14 protein-coding genes and 1 pseudogene are annotated in these 17,638 nt (G+C 42.6%); 6 read left to right on the top strand and 9 right to left on the bottom strand.

Features of this window, described 5'->3' with window-relative positions:
* Positions 1 to 1,126 precede the first annotated feature (1,126 nt).
* Positions 1,127 to 2,290, bottom strand: coding sequence for a zinc-dependent alcohol dehydrogenase (locus FTT73_RS13205; protein ID WP_005173519.1), 1,164 nt, complete (start codon positions 2,288 to 2,290; stop codon positions 1,127 to 1,129).
* Positions 2,291 to 2,632: 342 nt separating this feature from the next.
* A complete protein-coding gene (locus FTT73_RS13200) occupies positions 2,633 to 4,564 on the bottom strand; it encodes an ATP-binding cassette domain-containing protein (protein WP_100355782.1) in 1,932 nt (643 codons plus the stop codon).
* 217 nt (positions 4,565 to 4,781) lie between these two features.
* Here FTT73_RS13200 and FTT73_RS13195 point away from each other — a divergent pair, with 217 nt between their 5' ends.
* From FTT73_RS13195 to erpA, 4 genes are all read left to right on the top strand, one after another.
* The gene (locus FTT73_RS13195) at positions 4,782 to 5,786 is read left to right on the top strand and encodes a putative solute-binding protein (protein ID WP_180078745.1); all 1,005 of its coding nucleotides are present in this window, start codon (positions 4,782 to 4,784) and stop codon (positions 5,784 to 5,786) included.
* 253 nt (positions 5,787 to 6,039) lie between these two features.
* Positions 6,040 to 7,050, top strand: coding sequence for a putative solute-binding protein (locus FTT73_RS13190; RefSeq protein WP_100329867.1), 1,011 nt, complete (start codon positions 6,040 to 6,042; stop codon positions 7,048 to 7,050).
* A gap of 192 nt (positions 7,051 to 7,242) precedes the next feature.
* Complete coding sequence (locus FTT73_RS13185; protein WP_074384156.1) at positions 7,243 to 8,250, top strand: putative solute-binding protein; 1,008 nt, start codon at positions 7,243 to 7,245, stop codon at positions 8,248 to 8,250.
* Between the two features lie 121 nt (positions 8,251 to 8,371).
* The gene (gene erpA / locus FTT73_RS13180; RefSeq protein WP_004281944.1) at positions 8,372 to 8,707 is read left to right on the top strand and encodes an iron-sulfur cluster insertion protein ErpA; all 336 of its coding nucleotides are present in this window, start codon (positions 8,372 to 8,374) and stop codon (positions 8,705 to 8,707) included.
* Positions 8,708 to 8,762: 55 nt separating this feature from the next.
* Here erpA and FTT73_RS13175 read toward each other — a convergent pair whose 3' ends face one another.
* From FTT73_RS13175 to FTT73_RS13150, 6 genes and pseudogenes are all read right to left on the bottom strand, one after another.
* A complete protein-coding gene (locus FTT73_RS13175; protein ID WP_167381287.1) occupies positions 8,763 to 9,140 on the bottom strand; it encodes a hypothetical protein in 378 nt (125 codons plus the stop codon).
* 105 nt (positions 9,141 to 9,245) lie between these two features.
* Positions 9,246 to 10,154, bottom strand: a complete 909-nt coding sequence (locus FTT73_RS13170; RefSeq protein ID WP_180191547.1) for a matrixin family metalloprotease — start codon at positions 10,152 to 10,154, stop codon at positions 9,246 to 9,248.
* 60 nt (positions 10,155 to 10,214) lie between these two features.
* Positions 10,215 to 10,475 (bottom strand): annotated as a pseudogene (locus FTT73_RS13165) (hypothetical protein); the annotation flags it as partial.
* Positions 10,476 to 10,645: 170 nt separating this feature from the next.
* On the bottom strand, positions 10,646 to 12,589 hold the full coding sequence (gene dnaK, locus FTT73_RS13160; protein ID WP_074383783.1) for a molecular chaperone DnaK: 1,944 nt from the start codon (positions 12,587 to 12,589) through the stop codon (positions 10,646 to 10,648).
* Positions 12,590 to 12,744: 155 nt separating this feature from the next.
* Positions 12,745 to 13,293, bottom strand: a complete 549-nt coding sequence (gene grpE, locus FTT73_RS13155; RefSeq protein WP_005173545.1) for a nucleotide exchange factor GrpE — start codon at positions 13,291 to 13,293, stop codon at positions 12,745 to 12,747.
* An 852-nt stretch (positions 13,294 to 14,145) separates the two neighbouring features.
* A complete protein-coding gene (locus FTT73_RS13150) occupies positions 14,146 to 14,637 on the bottom strand; it encodes a hypothetical protein (RefSeq protein ID WP_180191546.1) in 492 nt (163 codons plus the stop codon).
* A 216-nt stretch (positions 14,638 to 14,853) separates the two neighbouring features.
* Between FTT73_RS13150 and FTT73_RS13145 the strand changes: the two genes are divergently transcribed.
* The gene (locus tag FTT73_RS13145; RefSeq protein WP_180191545.1) at positions 14,854 to 15,924 is read left to right on the top strand and encodes an alpha/beta hydrolase; all 1,071 of its coding nucleotides are present in this window, start codon (positions 14,854 to 14,856) and stop codon (positions 15,922 to 15,924) included.
* A gap of 71 nt (positions 15,925 to 15,995) precedes the next feature.
* Here the strand turns inward: FTT73_RS13145 and FTT73_RS13140 are convergent, their stop codons facing one another.
* The gene (locus FTT73_RS13140; RefSeq protein WP_180086078.1) at positions 15,996 to 16,670 is read right to left on the bottom strand and encodes an acetoacetate decarboxylase family protein; all 675 of its coding nucleotides are present in this window, start codon (positions 16,668 to 16,670) and stop codon (positions 15,996 to 15,998) included.
* 103 nt (positions 16,671 to 16,773) lie between these two features.
* On the opposite strand from FTT73_RS13140, the gene FTT73_RS13135 reads away from it, so the two are divergent.
* Positions 16,774 to 17,346 (top strand): peptidylprolyl isomerase, encoded by a 573-nt coding sequence (locus FTT73_RS13135; RefSeq protein WP_180191544.1) that lies wholly within the window; start codon positions 16,774 to 16,776, stop codon positions 17,344 to 17,346.
* Positions 17,347 to 17,638 lie beyond the last annotated feature (292 nt).

The raw sequence follows: 17,638 nt of genomic DNA, 5'->3' as shown, positions 1-17,638 counted from the left end.
AAAATTTATGCGAATATCATCTGAATTATTTTAGAAGCATTCCAACCTAGGTCGTGCTTTTCTGCCAAATGATCAGCTGATTTTAGCTGCAAAAAAAGTCGAATTAAGCGGTGGCTAATCGACCTAAAAAATTATCCATAAGTAAGCAATATAAAGACAAGTATGAGATCTGGATGAATGCAATTTATCATGGTGGGGAAGTAATTGTGCCACTATAAATATGAAGATTTTAGCAGGGTTTAAAGGATAACTATCGATACTAGGATCAATTGTACATGTGCTGCAAAATAGCGTGTAGAAGCCATTGAAGCCAAAGTTGGTGTATGAAAAATACCCGTAGCGAAGGCCGAATTGAAGAGTGGAGAGCGATAGAGCTGGAAAATAATAAATACAAAATGATAAAGCTGGTTTTTTTAAATTCTATTATTTGAATGGCTTATTAAAATATCCTGCCGTATCTCAAATAATATGTGAATAGGATTATTTTAAGGTCTGCTCTAAATATGATCAAGTATGTGGATAACTACAAAGTTATCCCTAATTAGTTATGTGAATAAGATTGTATTTATCCACAAACCAACTCCCTCTCTAGTTAATTTCTGGTTTTAAATTTAAAATATTTGGCTTGTGGACAAGTGCTTTTGAATTTAAAATGGCGTTTTGAATTTAAAGTGCTATTTAGAGTTATATTTCCTCTGTTATACAACCCTGCAAAATCAATAGCTACTCGTCAGCATGCTTGAGCAGCTATTTTTATTGAAAACTATAAATACTTTTAAAATTAATTACTTATATATCTATTGTAGTTTTATTTAATAATGAGCGTGAAACATATTTTGATTGAAAAATAGAGGGTGTAGTTAAACTACATAATTAATTTAACAATCAAGTGAATTTTCATTTTTTAATTTAAAATCATCGTGTTATTGTTTTTATTCCTTCTTGAGGTTTGTATTTTCTGGCTGAGTGCTAAATCTCATTGTGACAATCATGCTATGCATGATGTTTAGAAAAAACAGAAAAGGACATCAAAATTTTGTGGATTGAAAATAGAAAAAATACAATTCATCAAATGCTGTAAAAAACAAAAAAAGCGCCTGACGGCGCTTTCTTATTGCTTAAATTTTTATGGTGTCAGGATAATCTTGCGGCAGTCTTCTTCACGTTTATCGAAAATGCGATAACCTTCAGCAGCATCTTCCAGTTTCATGCGATGGGTAATAATCAGGTCTGGCGAAAGATCACCATTTTCAATATGTTCCAGTAATTGTGGCAGGAACTTGTGCACATGGGTTTGTCCCATTTTAAAGGTTAGGCCTTTATCGAAGGCATCACCAAACAGGAAACCGTGAATTGGACCGGCATAAACCCCCGGCACACTGACCACACCGCCACGGCGCACCGCCGCAATACATTGTCTTAGCGCAGAACCACTCGAACCTTCCAGTTTTAGATTGGTCATTACCGTTTCCAGCATACTCCCTTTGGCCTCAAAACCCACCGCATCAATCACCGCATCGACACCACGATAACCTGCCGTATTTTGAATGATGAATTCGGCTGCATCCACGTCATCAAAATTGACCGGAATCGCCCCATAAGTTTGATGAGCAAAACGCAAGCGATAAGGATGGTGATCGACCATAAAGATCTGTTCGGCACCAAGCATGCGTGCGCAGGCCGCAGCCAGCAGACCGACCGGCCCAGCTCCATAAATGGCGACACTGGAACCTCGGCCAATCTGGGCATTGGTCACAGCTTGCCAGGCTGTGGGTAAAATATCGGTCAGAAACAATACTTTTTCATCAGGCAGGGAACCGGGAACCTTAAACGGTCCGACATTGCCTTTGGGAATCCGCACATATTCGGCCTGACCGCCTGGTACACCGCCATACAGATGGCTATAACCAAACAGGGCGGCACCTGGTGGAATCTGTTTTTTATTGATAATCGCACCACGTCCGCTATTGGTATTTTCACAGGCAGCCATCAGCTCGTGTTCACAGAAAAAACAGTGGCCACATGCAATCACAAAGGGAATAATCACCCGATCGCCTTTTTTTACTGAAGTGACTTCAGGACCGACTTCTTCGACCACCCCCATAAATTCATGACCGAAAATATCACCCTGTTCGGTTGCGGGAATTTTCCCACGATAAAGATGCAGGTCTGAGCCACAGATAGCAGTAGCCGTTACTCTGAGAATGACATCATCTGCTTCCTGAATGACTGGATCAGGAACAGATTCAACTCGTACATCGCGAGTACCGTGATAAGTAAGAGCACGCATGCGGATTTCCTCTCTCTAGTTCAACATTAAACAGACTCGAATCAAGGCTGCCGAAAATTAAAAAACACTTGTATTAGAGCCTTAGGATGCAAGCTGACGCTGTAAATTAATGTATGAAAAAAGCCACTCCACTGTTTAAAAAATAAACTTATATGGCACTTGCGTAATTCACGACAAAATGTGTCAAGTTTTGAAGAAGAGATGCAGTACTCAAGAATAGCAAGGAACTACACGGAGATGAAAAGCAGGAGGAAAATATTAAAAATGGGTGGTTTTAATAAAAAAAAGAGATGAATAACGCTTGTTACTCATCTCTCAGATAATGGGGGTGTTGAAATAGTGTTAGAAGGACTGCTCCAGACTTTCCAGTTCCATCATCAGTTCCAGCATCTGTTCTTCGGCTGTTTCCAGTTTGGCTTTCAGCTCAGTTTGCTCATTCATCAGTTTGAGCAAATCATTTTTACGTGAGGCATCATATAAAGCACTATCTCCGAGCAAGCTTTCAATTTCAGCCAGACGCGGCGTAACCTTTGAAATCTGTGTTTCACATTTTTCGATATTTTTACGAATCGGGCGGCTCAGTTCTCGTTGGCGTGCCGCTTCCTTACGCTGTGCTTCTTTGTCCAGTTTGGAAATGGTTGCTTTGACTTCGACCTGAGATTTCACCGGCTCGGCTGGCTTCTGCCCGTTTTTGATCATCTCAATGCGGGCCTGACGTAACCAATCGGCATAAGCGGTCAGATCACCGTCAAATTCACAGCATTGACCATTATGTACCAGCAGCAATTCATCACAGACACTGGCAATCAGCTGGCGTTCATGCGACACCAGCACCACAGCACCTTCAAAATCCTGCAAGGCCATGGTCAATGCATGACGCATATCCAGGTCTAAATGGTTGGTCGGTTCATCCAGAATCAACACGTTTGGACGCTGCCAGACAATCAATGCCAGAGCCAGACGGGCACGTTCACCGCCCGAGAAACTTTCACTCGGCGTATCCATGCGTTCGCCGCTAAAACCAAAACTGCCCAGGAAAGAACGCAGGCTGGCTTCACTGATTTTTTTATCGGCAATACGGGCCAGCTGTAACATCGGGCTGGCATTGCCATCCAGTGCATCCATTTGGTGTTGGGCAAAGTAGCCAATATTGAGCAGTTCCGAGTCTTTGCGCAGACCCTGAAGCAATTTTAAATCACCGACCAGCGATTTAATTAGGGTAGATTTACCGGCACCATTCATCCCGAGTAAACCAATCCGGCTGCTTGGTGTGATCTGTAAATTGACATTGGTGACAATCAGCTTGTCACCATAACCAATATCGGCATGTTCCAGTTGCAATAAAGGCGAACTCATTTTGGTCGGTTCACGGAAACTGAAGGTAAATGGTGTATCAACATGGGCAGCAGACAGTTCCTGCATACGCTCCAGCTGTTTGATCCGGCTCTGTGCCTGCTTGGCTTTGGTGGCTTGCGCTTTAAAACGGTCAATATATTTTTGCAGATGTGCGCGGGTTTCCAGCTGCTTTTCATAAGCCTGTTGCTGCTGCGCCAGACGTTCACTGCGGGTACGCTCGAAGGTCGAGTAGTTACCGGTATATAAAATCAGTTCCTGATTTTCAATATGTAAAATATGGTCGGTAATCGCATCGAGAAAATCCCGGTCATGCGAAATCAGCACCAGCGTACCTTCATAGGCTTTCAGCCAGTCTTCGAGCCAGAGAATGGCATCCAGGTCTAAATGGTTGGTCGGTTCATCAAGAAGGAGTAAATCGGAACGGCTCATCAGGGTACGCGCCAGATTCAGGCGCATGCGCCAGCCACCAGAAAAACTGGACACATCCAGTTGGGATTGATGTTCAAAAAAGCCCAGACCGGCCATCAGTTGCGAAGCTTTGGCCGGCGCAGAATAACCTGAAATTTCATCAAAACGGCCATATAAATGCGCCAGTTCTGCATCATCCAGCTGATCTGGCTGCTCCAGTTTCTGCTGAATATCCCAGTATTCTTCATCGCCCGACAAGACGAAATCAATGGCTTTCATATTCAGCGCTTTGATTTCCTGTGCCATATGCGCCACGGTCCATACCGCAGGACGGGTCAACGAACCGGTGTCTGACTCCATGCCGCCCAGTAAGGCTGAAAACAGGGTCGATTTCCCGGCACCATTGACACCGGTTAGGCCAATTTTCCATCCTGGGTGTAACTGCATCGACGCTTTTTGAAATAAAACACGTCCACCGCGACGTATAGATAACTGGTCTAACTGAATCATTGAGAAATCAAAGCTAAGAAATAAGATGCGCCTATTCTAAAGGAAAGCCTTGTGAAAATGAAAAATCTTGCGACTTTTACTGAAATGAGCCAGCTTTTAAATACTGTGAATTTATATATTATGGACGCATAAGTTGAGTATAAGCTCTATTTTCAGCATTAACAGTTGTTTATAGTAGAAGCTGATCGAGCAAAAAATATGATAGAGTAAAATAAAAATGAAAAAGGGATTTTTAGTTTTATCTACACTGGGTCTACTGGCATCGACTTCAAGTCATGCCAAAGTAAATGTCTGTGTTTTTGATTTGCTGGGCAAGTCTGGCGAATCTTTTAAATTAATGGAGGAATGGGCTTTAGCTGCAAAAGCCTGGAATACTGATGTTCAATTGACTGCCTATCAGGACGAAGCCAAAGTGGATCAGGATGCCAAGGCCGGCAAATGCGATGGCTTCTATATGACCTCTATGCGGGCCCGCGCCTATAACAAATTCGCCGGCTCGATTGATGCGATTGGTGGTGTGCCAAATAATGACATTGCCATGAAAGCCATCAGTTATGTACTGGACAAACGCAACAGCAAGCGCCTGATCACCCAGATTGGCAAAGAAAAATTTGAAGTGGCTGGGATCGGGCAGATTGGCCCGGCTTATATTTTTGTCCGTGATCGCGAGCTGAATAAACTGGAACAGGTAAAAGGCAAGAAATTTGCCGTGCTGCATTATGACTATGCCCAGAAAATTATGGTCAACCGGATTGAAGCCGTGCCGGTAATGTCGGAAATTTCCAATTTTATCCGTAAGTTTAATCAGGGCGAAGTTGATATTGTGGCTGCACCGGCTTATGCCTTTAAACCGCTTGAATTAGAAAAAGGTCTGGGCAATAAAGGCGCCATGATTAATTTTCCAGTAATCAATGTCACTGCCGACCTGATCATCCGGCAGGATAAATTTCCTGACTCTTTCGCAGTACAATCCAGAGACTGGTTTGTGAAACAGTTGCCGCGCAGTTTTGCCATGGTGAAACGTATGGAAGCGGAAATTCCCAATAAATATAAGCTGAACTTAAGCCGTGAAGATCGCATTGCCTATCAGAAGATTCTGCGCGAAGGCCGCATCGATTTAACCCGGCAGGGGATTTATGATCCCGGCATGATGACGGTATTGAAGCGTGCCCGCTGTACCGTCGAAAGAACCAATTTTGAGTGTTCAATTAGTGGCGAATAAAATTCAAATGATGTATATCTTTGTAACTCTCACGGATTAAATGTAATGATACGAAACTTCTATTAAATATTAAGAAATTGATATTTAAAAATATTTTATAAAATAATATTTAGAACATACGCTGATTTATCTTTATAGGCCAAAACACGGGTTTTAAATGGAGTAAATGCTCTATTTTTTTTAATTAAACTTGCTTAATATTTGTTCCGTGTACGGACACTCAGCGAATAACAAGATTCCAAAGGATAATACAATGAAAAAAGCACTCTTATCATTGGCTGCACTTTCTACATTTGGTTTTGCCAATGCAGTGCATGCAGAAAAAGTCGATATCTGCGTGTTTGACTTACTGGGTAAATCGGGTGAGTCTTTCCAGATGGCGCAAGAATGGGCACTGGCTGCAAAAGGCTGGGGCGCAGAAATCAATCTGATTGCCCGCCAAGATGAAGCTGTTGCCGACAATGATTTTAAAGCCGGAAAATGTGATGGCGTATTTATGACTGCCATGCGCGCCCGTCAATACAATAAATTTGCCGGTTCTATCGATGCACTGGGCGGTGCACCGAGCAATGCAATTGCACAGCGAGCCATTAGTTTTGCGCTGGACAAACGCAATGCCAGCAAAATGGTGACTAATCTGGGTGGTAAAAAATACGAAATTGCCGGGATTGCACCACTTGGTTCGGCGTTCATCTTTGTCCGTGACAAAAATATTAACTCGATCGAAAAAGCCGCAGGTAAAAAATTCGCGGTATTGGGCTATGACGATGCCCAGAAAATTATGGTGCAGCGTGTCGGTGCCCAGGCCGTGATTTCCGATGTATCCAATTTTGTGGCCAAATTTAACAATGGTCAGGTGGATATGGTGGGGGCACCAGCCTATGCTTATAAACCGCTAGAGATTTATAAAGGCCTTAGCAATAACGGCGCGATGTTTAATTTCCCGGTGCTGCATGTGACGTCCGATTTTGTCATTCGCCCGGAAAAATTCCCGGCAGGTTTTGGGCAAAAATCGCGTGACTGGTTTATCAAAAACCTGCCAAAAAGTATGGCCATGATCGGCCGTCTGGAAGCCGGAATTCCGTCGAAATATAAAATGAATCTGAGCGTGGAAGATAGAACCAAGTATCAGAAAATGTTACGTGATGGCCGTATGGACATGACCAAACGCGGAATCTATGATGCTGGCATGATGTCAGTGTTAAAACGCGCGCGCTGTTCTGTCGACAAAGCCAATTTTGAGTGTTCACTTCCGGGTGAGTAATTTGATTTTTAAAGAAAAAGCTTAGCTGAGTCTAAGCTTTTTTTGTGGTTGAACTGAGGCAGATCAGCCATTGTACAGCTGATTAAATAGCTTAAGCTTGATCTAAAGATTGATTTCTTATGATTAATATAAAAACAATTAGATGCGGCTGAAATCGCAATAACAAAAACAAGGTATAAGGACATTAGGATGATGCAAAGAAGATGGAAAATACTGGCATTGGCCGCAGCGACATTTACTGTTTCAGGTCTGGTACAGGCCAAACAGGTGATGTGCGTATTTGATCTGGTGGGCAAAAATGGCGATGTGTATAGCGTCATGAAAGATTATCAGCTGGCAGCGAAAAACTGGGGCGCTGATATCGAGCTTAGAGTGAATACCAATGAAGCCGTGGTTGCAGAAGATTTTAAGGCTGGAAAATGTGATGGGATTAGTGTCACTGGAATGCGCGGACGTCAGTTTAACAGCTTTACCGGCTCACTCGATGCTATCGGGGCGATTCCAGATCTGAATCTGGCCGTTAAAGTGATGCAGGGTCTGGCGAGTCCGACTTTTGCCAAACATATGCTCAATGGCAAATATGAAGTGGTGGGGGTGATTCCTGTCGGTGATGCTTTTCTGTTGGTCAATGACCGTAGTATTAATACCGTGGCCAAAGCCGCAGGTAAAAAAATTGCGGTACTCGACTATGATGAAGCACAAAAAATCATGGTGCAGCAGGTTGGTGCTCAAGCCGTCAGTGCCGATGTCACCAACTTTGGCGCCAAGTTTAACAATGGTCAGGTTGATATCATTGGCGCACCCGCTGCGGTATTTAAGCCGCTAGAATTACACAAAGGCTTAGGTACAAAAGGTGCGATTGTGAATTATCCGGTGTTGCAAGTGACCGGTAATATCATTATCCGTCCCGATAAATTCCCGGCGGGTTATGGTCAAAAATCACGTGAATGGGTGAGAAGCCAGTTGCCGCGCGCTTTTGGTATTCTGGGCAAAATGAAAGCCGATATTCCTGCAAAATACTGGATGGATATTCCGGCTGCAGATAAACCGGGCTATCAGAAAATGATGCGCGATTCCAGAATCGACCTGACCAAACGCGGCGTATATGATAAACGCATGATGAAACTGCTGTGGCAATTCCGTTGTAAGCAGAACCCGCAAAACTTCGAATGTGCCTTACAGGATGAGAACTACAAATAATCCTGATAAAATTACTCTGATTTGACTTTTAATCTGTAGAGACTGACCATATATTGAGTGTGTTATACTTCGATATGGTCTTTTCTTTTTAAAGACATTCCATTCAACAGAGGAATCCGCCATGAATGCCCAAGCGCTTGTGCTCACCGACAATGCCGCAAATAAAGTACGCCAGTTGCGTGACAGTGAAGGTAACCAAGACTTAATGCTCCGTGTGTATGTTACCGGTGGCGGCTGTTCAGGTTTCTCTTATGGCTTTAACTTTGCCGAAAGTCAGAATGAAGATGATGCAGAATTTGCCAACGGCGATGTGAAAGTACTGGTCGATTCACTCAGCTATCAATATCTGGTCGGTTCCGTTGTAGATTATTTAGAAGGTCTGGAAGGTTCACGCTTTGTGGTGCAGAACCCGAATGCGACCACCACTTGTGGTTGTGGATCTTCATTCTCGATCTAAACGCGCACAATAAAAAAGTCCTCTTGATGAGGACTTTTTTATATCTGAAGAAAACTTAATTTTCCAGTTTTACCGCTTCCAAGAGGTCAAAAATTACTGATGTGACATCCTGACTCAGCTCACGATTATTAAAAATCTCATAAGCGCTAATGGTAATATCGGTATCACTTGGCAACAGGCGCTGCTCTTCTTCGATCAGGTCATTGATCGGCAAGAGGGTCTGTTTGATTTCCAGATGTAAAATATCTTTATATTCCAGATTCTCATCGTCCAGTTCAATCAGCTGTTCATTGAAATAAGGCAATAAAATCGCATGAAGATGTGGCTGAATATCCTCAATATCAAAGATCTCGATATCACGCGTTTCATCAATCGTACTAATGTGGTCATTTACTTCAATTAAAATATGGTAGTAACTCACATGAATCTCCAAAGATGGCCTGAACAATGTAGCCGTTCACAATAACATGAAATCCGAATAGAGTGTTTTTTATAACACTTATACACTTAAATTAATTAAGGAATTCAGGCTGATCACTTAACGGTGATACAGCAAAGTCTTGTCGGCAGGTCGCAACTGAAAGTGTTGCAGATTCTGTTTTCCCAGTACCGGATACATCAGTGCCTCTGGATCATCATGATGATACAGGCCCAAAGCGTGCCCCAGTTCATGAGCCAGTGTCAGACGCAGATCATCTTCTGCATCAAACTGATATACATGAATCTGATGACCCATAAATACCCCTTTATGAAATTCACGGGAAGGAAAACGTTGCTGGGCCTGAATGATATTCTGTTGATGATTTTCAAGACTATGTTGATGCAGCGAAACATTCAGGTTAAAAGAACTTTGCTGTCGCTGAAGATACTCGGCTTCCCGTTTAAAATTTTCCGATTTGCGCTGTAAAGCCTGAAACTCATATTCTAATTGTTCGTGCTCATAGGCAGATAAATTTGGCTGATGCCGTCGTTGCTGTAGCTTCTGAAATTCATAATTAATCTGATCTCTTTGCTGGATCAAGCGTTGTTGTTGACTTTCCAGATGTTGATAAGATGCTTCCAGATTTTTGACCTGACGTTGATACTGGGCATCATCTGCCAGCAACTGTTTTTCGACTTTCTTTAAGGCATTATATTCCTGTTGCCGTTGATCATAGATCAGATGAATACTCAGCTGGGCATTTTCATCATAGAGCAGCAGATCATCGCGATGGGTGCCCTGATGCCAGATCTCGACGGCTTCTTTGCTCAGTTGAATCACTTGCTCTTTACTCAGCCCAAAGCCTGCATCTACCTGATCGACCTTAAAGCGTAAACGTGTGTCAAAAGGATGACTGAGCCGGTCTGCAAGCGAGTTGTAGCGCAGTTGTGGATGAGCTTTGGTCTGCATATGCATAGAGGCAGACAGGATTAACCCAACGATGACCAGACAAAATAGAAGGCGCATATTGCTATTGAGATGCTTATTTTTAAAAAATATAGCTTAATTTTAAGGCATTTCCCATGCTTATTTGCCTTCCTGCTCAGCTTTTGGATAAAGTCCTAATTCGGCCAAGGTTTGCTGTAAAATGTCCAGGCGAATCGCCGGATCCATATGACTGTGCATCTGCATATTCAGGGAAAAGGCCACGATGTCAGCCTGTGGTGTTTCGATCCAGCCCGTGCGTCAGCCAACTTGCGCTTCCAGCTCCATACCCCGGCCGGATTTGGCATACAGTCGACAAGTGTGGCGTTCCTGTAGCAATAACATGGCTTTAACCCATTGCTGAAAGGCCGCAAAATCAGAATTTTCAGGGTTGATGGTCGTTTCATGTTGGATTTAGCTTAAACAGCTTTACTTGAACATACGATCCATTTTTAGTCATTTTACCTTCATGCTTTAAAATTTGGACATAAAAAAACCGCGCTATTGCGCGGTTTTTCAGTTAAAGCGACAAATTATTTTTTGTCATCTTTTACTTCAGTGAACTCAGCATCTACAACGCCGTCGTCCGCTTTTTGCTGTTGTTGACCAGCGTCACCACCGAATGCGTTCGGATCAAACCCTTGCGCACCGCCTTGGCCTTGAGCTGCTTCATAGGCACGCTGAGTGATCGGCATGATGATGTTTTGAAGCGCTTCAGTTTTCGCTTTGATTTCTTCAACATCATTTTCTTTAGTTGATGCTTCAAGCTCAGAAACCGCAGTTTCAATTGCAGTTTTTTCGTCTGCAGTCACTTGCTCGCCCAAATCTTTCACTGCTTTTTGAGCAGAAGAAACTAACGCATCCGCTTCGTTACGTGCTTTCGCTAATTCTTCGAATTTGCGATCTTCTTCAGCATTCGCTTCAGCATCACGGATCATTGCTTCGATTTCAGCATCAGACAAACCTGAGTTTGCTTTAATCTGGATCGATTGCTCTTTACCCGTGCTCTTGTCTTTTGCAGATACTTTCAAGATACCATCAGCGTTGATATCGAAAGATACTTCAATTTGTGGCACACCACGTGGAGCCGGTGGGATATCGCCCAATTGGAAGTTACCCAACAATTTGTTTTGCTGCGCCATTTTACGTTCACCCTGGAACACAGAAATGTCTACAGCAGGCTGGTTGTCAGCAGCAGTCGAGAACACTTGAGATTTCTTCGCAGGAATCGTGGTGTTTTTCTCGATGATTGCTGTTAACACGCCACCCATGGTTTCGATACCAAGTGTCAGCGGAGTAACGTCAAGTAGAAGTACGTCAGTTTTGTCACCTGAAAGTACCGCACCTTGAATCGCAGCACCCATTGCAACTGCTTCATCAGGGTTTACGTCTTTACGTGGCTCTTTACCGAAGAATTCTTGAACCTTCTGTTGAACCATTGGCATACGTGATTGACCACCCACCAGAATCACGTCAGAGATGTCTGAAGTTGAAAGACCAGCATCTTTAAGTGCAATCTTACATGGCTCAATGGTACGCGCAACCAAGTCAGCAACTAAACCTTCAAGTTTCGCACGTGTTACGTTGATCACCAAGTGTTTAGGACCAGTCGCATCAGCAGTGATGTATGGTAGGTTAATTTCAGTTGCATTCGAAGAAGAAAGCTCGATTTTTGCTTTTTCAGCAGCTTCTTTTAAACGTTGCAGCGCAAGCGGATCTTGTTTCAAGTTGAAGTTTTGTTCTTTCTTGAACTCTTCAACCAGGAATTCGATCAATGCGTTATCGAAGTCTTCACCACCCAGGAATGTATCACCGTTAGTAGACAATACTTCGATTTGCTGGTCGCCATCAAGATCCGCAATTTCAATGATTGAAACGTCGAATGTACCACCACCCAAGTCATAAACCGCGATTTTACGGTCGCCTTCTTTCTTGTCCATACCGAACGCAAGTGCAGCAGCCGTTGGTTCGTTGATGATACGTTTCACTTCTAAACCTGCAATTTTACCTGCATCTTTCGTTGCTTGACGCTGGGCATCGTTGAAGTAAGCAGGAACGGTAATGACCGCTTCAGTTACTGTTTCACCCAGGTAATCTTCCGCTGTTTTTTTCATCTTTTTCAAGATTTCAGCAGAGATTTGCTGTGGCGCAAGTTTCTTGTCGTTGACATCAACCCAAGCATCACCGTTGTCAGCTTTGATGATTTTGTACGGTACCAGACCGATATCTTTTTGTACCGCTTGGTCTTCATAACGACGACCGATCAAACGTTTGATCGCGAACAAGGTATTTTTAGGATTTGTTACCGCTTGACGCTTTGCCGATTGACCTACCAGAATTTCGCCATCTTTATAGGCAATAATTGATGGCGTTGTACGCGCGCCTTCAGCGTTTTCGATTACTTTAACTTTGTCGCCTTCAAGTACTGCAACACATGAGTTTGTAGTACCTAAGTCAATACCAATGATTTTAGCCATTTGGATGTTTCCTCAAAAATTTTTTTATTCCCAAACTTTTCCCTTTATCAAAGGGAAATTAAAAGGGATTTACTTGTTATCCGATATGAGAGCCGTTCGATTTTTTTCAAGTAAAATTGTTGAAAAAATTTCACAAACTCCCGAATTTATTTGGCTTAAGCGCCAACCATGACCATCGCCGGACGCAACAGGCGATTATTCAGCGTGTAGCCTTTTTGCAAAACAGTGCCAATTTCATTGGCTTTGGCATTTGGATCAATCCCAACTGCCTGATGCAGATCAGCATTAAAGCCGTTACTGGTGTCTACCACCACGACTCCAAATTTCTCTAAGGTATTCAATAAAGATTTAAGTGTCAGTTCAACGCCTTCCAGCAGTGGAGTTTTCTCTTCACCTGCGGCAACAATGGCGCGCTCGAGATTGTCGACGGTTTCTAAAAGTTCTTTAGAGAACTTTTCTAAAACGGTATCTTTATGCTTTTCAGATTCACGCTGAATACGTTCCACACTTTTTTGTGCTTCGTAGACTGCATTGGCCGTACGTGCTTTTTCTAACTTTAAGTCACCTTCAAGCTGCGCAATCTGCTCTTGTAAAGACTCAACGGAAACTTCTGCCTGCTCGGTTTCAGCTTGAGTTTGCGCTGTATCTTGTTCCGCTTGCTCTTGCTCAAATTTTTGAGCTTGCTCGTTTTGCTCAGTCGCCATTGATTTACTCCGTTTAAATGGGTTCTTAAACATGTACAGTCCTCAGGCCTCAGTATTCACTGCGTTAATGCTGAACTGCCATGGTTGAAGTTCTTGATTACCTAAAGAAATCGGGGCAGGGTGTAAAAATTCAAGCGTCAGTCAAGATTAAATTTAAGATTTATACAAAATTCTGAATAAAACAGCGAGCAGATGGCAGGCTTTTACCGCGATATAGGCGGAGATAAATTGAAGTAAATGATCAAGGAGCCATCTAATCATTACTGTATACGTCGCTGAATAGACAGTCTGGGCTTTAAAATAAAACATGAATTATTTGAAAATAAATATAAAAAATTGATAATCGTATTTTTGAATAAATTTAATAATTTTAATCTGTTTTAAATATTGGTAAAAAAATTGCATGATACTGACATAGACAGCGACCTTGTTCAGAGGAGAGAGCCGAACTCGGTTGCTGTTGCCTTATTTCAAGTTACTTTTTTCAAGCTGAGTTCCCCCAAGACTCGGCTTTTTTTTGCCTGATTATTTATTAGACATAAAAGCGATTAATATCTAAGCAATAAAGTATTTCTCAATAGATGAACTTTTGATTAATATTTATTCCAGATTCTATCGCTGTAGTTTCTTCTTATTTTGAAATGTGTTTTCGTGGCTTATCTTTTTCTCTAAGATAGGCCTTTTTTTTGCTAAAATTGAGCATTCTTGATCTGATCAAGATAAAAATGATGGCTTGGCGGCTTAGTCCGGCCTTCATGCAAAAATACTGCTTTTATCCAATCAGCTTGAGATAAAATTTTCCATTAAAAAAGCCTGCTACAGGCTTTTTTAACAAAGAGTGAAATCAAAGTATTAATCACGGCGATCGCGTGGACGCTGTTGTTGCTGTTGACGTCGATTATCGCTCCAGCGTGGGTTAGATGAACGGTTTTGCTGGGCTTTTTTGGCACGTTGATCGGTGATCCGTTTACGATCCTGCTCCAGGCGGCGTTTATTACGTTCTGTTTCAGCCTGTTTTTGCCGTTGGCTCATCATGTTTTTACGCTGCTGTTCCTGGCGTTGTCGTTCCAGCTGGCTTTTACGTCGGTCCTGTTCTAACTGTCTTTTACGGTCCTGTTCCCAGTTACGACGCTGCACTTCCTGTTTACGTCGATCCAGTTCAATACGTTTACGTTGCTGTTCATATTCCCAGCGTTGCCGATCATAACGACGATCCTGTTCATAGCGGCGATCAGAACGCTGATCATAACGGCCATCGTAGTAGCCACCATCTTCAGGGAAAGCAACACAGCCTACAGCCAAAAATGCAGTCGCCAGAGACAGAGCTATAATTTTGCCAGCCATAGGCATTCTCCCAACTTGAAATAAAAAATATACTGAAGCTCGCAAAACTACGTCAAAAATACCATTTAAACGGTCAATGACATCTTTTATAAATCAGGTTAACGTATTGGATAAAACTATATGTACTTAGATATTAAGACTTATATAAGAATATGGTCACTGAAACGCTAATCGTGTAGAAACTATGAAGAATTAAGAGAATAAGGACTAAAAATAATGACTGTGAATCATCCAGTACTGAAAAGTGTCATGGAGAAAGGGCAAGGCACAGCAGCGCGTATGCTGGATCGCTTACCTGGTATTGCACAAGACGCATTGGTTAAGGCTTTGGACTATCCTCATCACTATCCTGATTTAGACCCCATGGTCAAATGCCTGATGGCGATTCAGCTTAAACAGGGGCATGGCAGCTTTCTGAGTGAAGATGTCGCACAGGCACGGGTGGCGTTTGATGCGCGCATGAAAACAATTCAGGCCAGACCGACTGCTGTGAAAATGGTAGAAGAGCTGCGTCTGCCTTTGCAAAGTGGCAGCATCTTTGCCCGGCATTATCATCCAGCTCCACAAAAGAAGTTGCCGATGGTGATTTTTTATCATGGCGGTGCATTTATGGTGGGCGGTCTGGACAGCCATGATGAATTCTGTCGCTTGCTGGCAGTACATGCCAAAGTACAGGTGTTAAGCGTGGCTTATCCGCTGACGCCAGAATTTAGCCCCTTGCAGATGGTACAGGTTTGTGAAGATGCCCTGGCGTGGGCACATCAGCATAGCAAGCAGCTAAAAGTCTATAAAAACCGGATTGCCTTGGCAGGGGACAGTGCCGGCGGAAATCTGGCTACTGTTGTAGCTCAGCGCAGTGTAGGTAAATCTTATGCCGCACGAGCGCAGCTTTTGCTTTATCCGGCGGTCGACTTTAAAAGTCGCCATCCATCTTTTTATGCCTATAAAGATGGACTGGTACTTTCAGAGCAGGATATTGATCTGGTGACCTTCATGTATGCCCAGACCCATCAGATTGAATTAGATGATCCACTGATTTCACCGACCTATGGTGAATTGCAAAACTTGCCGCCGAGCTATGTGATTACCGCACGTCATGATGTCCTGCATGATGAAGGTTCAATCTATGCGCATAAACTACGTCAAAATGGGGTAAGTGTTTATTATCATGAATATACCGACCAGGCACATGGTTTTATCAACCTGACGCCGATCTCCCGCCGTGCCAAAAAATATGTGATTGAGATCAGCAAAAATTTCCGCAAATTCTGGGACAAAAATAGTTAAATCCAAGGCGTGAATGCAAAAAGGTGTTTCTCATGAAACACCTTTTTTTATAGATAGGTTTTTATCAATTCTTATACTTTGCTGCTGATCTGCGCTTCAGGAAAGATCAGATTGAATTTGGGAACATAAAAGCTTTGCAGCAATTTGGCTTTGGAAAAGTCTGGAAATATATTATTGATATTTTGCCATTCCACTTGGGACAGCTTGGAAAGATGGCCACGGAATTGTGGGCTGAACTGAAAACGCTGGCCTTTCCAGGCTTGCTGAATTTTGAGCATAGAGGCTGGAATATGATGACTATTAATATAGAACTTGCGCGCAGATTTGGTTTTTTTGAGTCGAATCGTCATACGCTGGTTTTGATGCTGAATATGACACAATATTTCCTGATTTTTTTCCTGCCATTCAAATTCTGCATGTTCTTTGGGAATACCCCATAAATGCTGGCCGTGTATGACAGATTCATGAGTAGACACATAAATTTTAGGAATCGAGCTGAGGCGTCGTTTACTAATTAAAGGATGATCCAGAATCAGTAACTCATCATAAGGACCAATGGGTGAAGAATGATAACGCACCAATAACACTTGTACCACGCGACCCAGTGGGGAGGGGGCAATACGGAACTGCTTGGCTTGCTGAATAAAGCCGGGTGTTAGCCAGTAATTCAAAATAAAACCTTCGCCCTGTAAATGCCAAGGCGGAAACTGGTGGATATTTTGCTCCTGTAATAATGCATGGCTCATTCTTATTCTCTTGTCTTTAGTCGGCAGGCAACTGCATTATGAGTTATAAAAGATTAATATACAGTCATTCACAACCATTACTTCTAAGTAGATGAGTTAAAAAATGTTAAAGAAATCATTATATGCGATCGCCCTTACTGCCATCAGTCTGCCAGGTTTTGCTGCCAATACCCTTATTGAGATGAAAACTTCATCGGGAAATATTGAAATTGAGCTCTTTAATGATCAAGCCCCGATCTCGGCAAAAAACTTTGAAAACTATGTAAAGAGCAACTTCTATAAGGACACTATCTTTCACCGGGTCATTCCTGGCTTTATGGTGCAGGGTGGGGGCTTTGATAGCAATATGCAGGAAAAGGCCAATACCCAAGCTCCAATTAAAAATGAATCATCGAATGGTCTGCAAAATAAACGCGGTACTTTAGCGATGGCGCGTACCAATCAGCCGGATTCTGCACGAGCACAATTCTTTGTAAATCTGGTCGATAACGATTTTCTGGATCGTTCTGCCCGAAATGCAGGCTATGCGGTCTTCGGTAAGGTCACTAAAGGTATGGATATTGTCGATCAGATTGCCAAAGTGCCGACTCGAAACTATGGAATGCATCAAAATGTGCCGGTGAAGCCTGTAAAGATCAACAGTGTGAACATTAAAGCGCCAGTTGTGAGAAACTAGGTACAGAATAAAACAGAAATATTTAATTCATATTTCTGTTTTAAAAATATGTAGTTATGTGATGTTTTGTATAAATACGAACCAAATTGGTGCATAAAAATAAAACAGTCGTGATTCCTGTGAGTTAAAAGCGCTTGCACCTGTAGGAAATTACCCTATAATGAGCCCATACCGACGAGATAGACGGAAACGAACGAAGCAGATTGCTGAGTTGTTAAGTATATCGAAGTCCAGCTTCTGGCACTGACGAGGTGTTAGAAAGATCATTAAGAGCTTATGAAGAACAACTTGT

Origin of the sequence: Acinetobacter sp. YH01006 (assembly GCF_013420445.1) — a bacterium.
Classification (GTDB): Bacteria; Pseudomonadota; Gammaproteobacteria; order Pseudomonadales; family Moraxellaceae; genus Acinetobacter; species Acinetobacter pseudolwoffii.
Note: the sequence above shows the minus strand (reverse complement) of the source record. Positions and strands in the feature narration are given on the sequence as shown.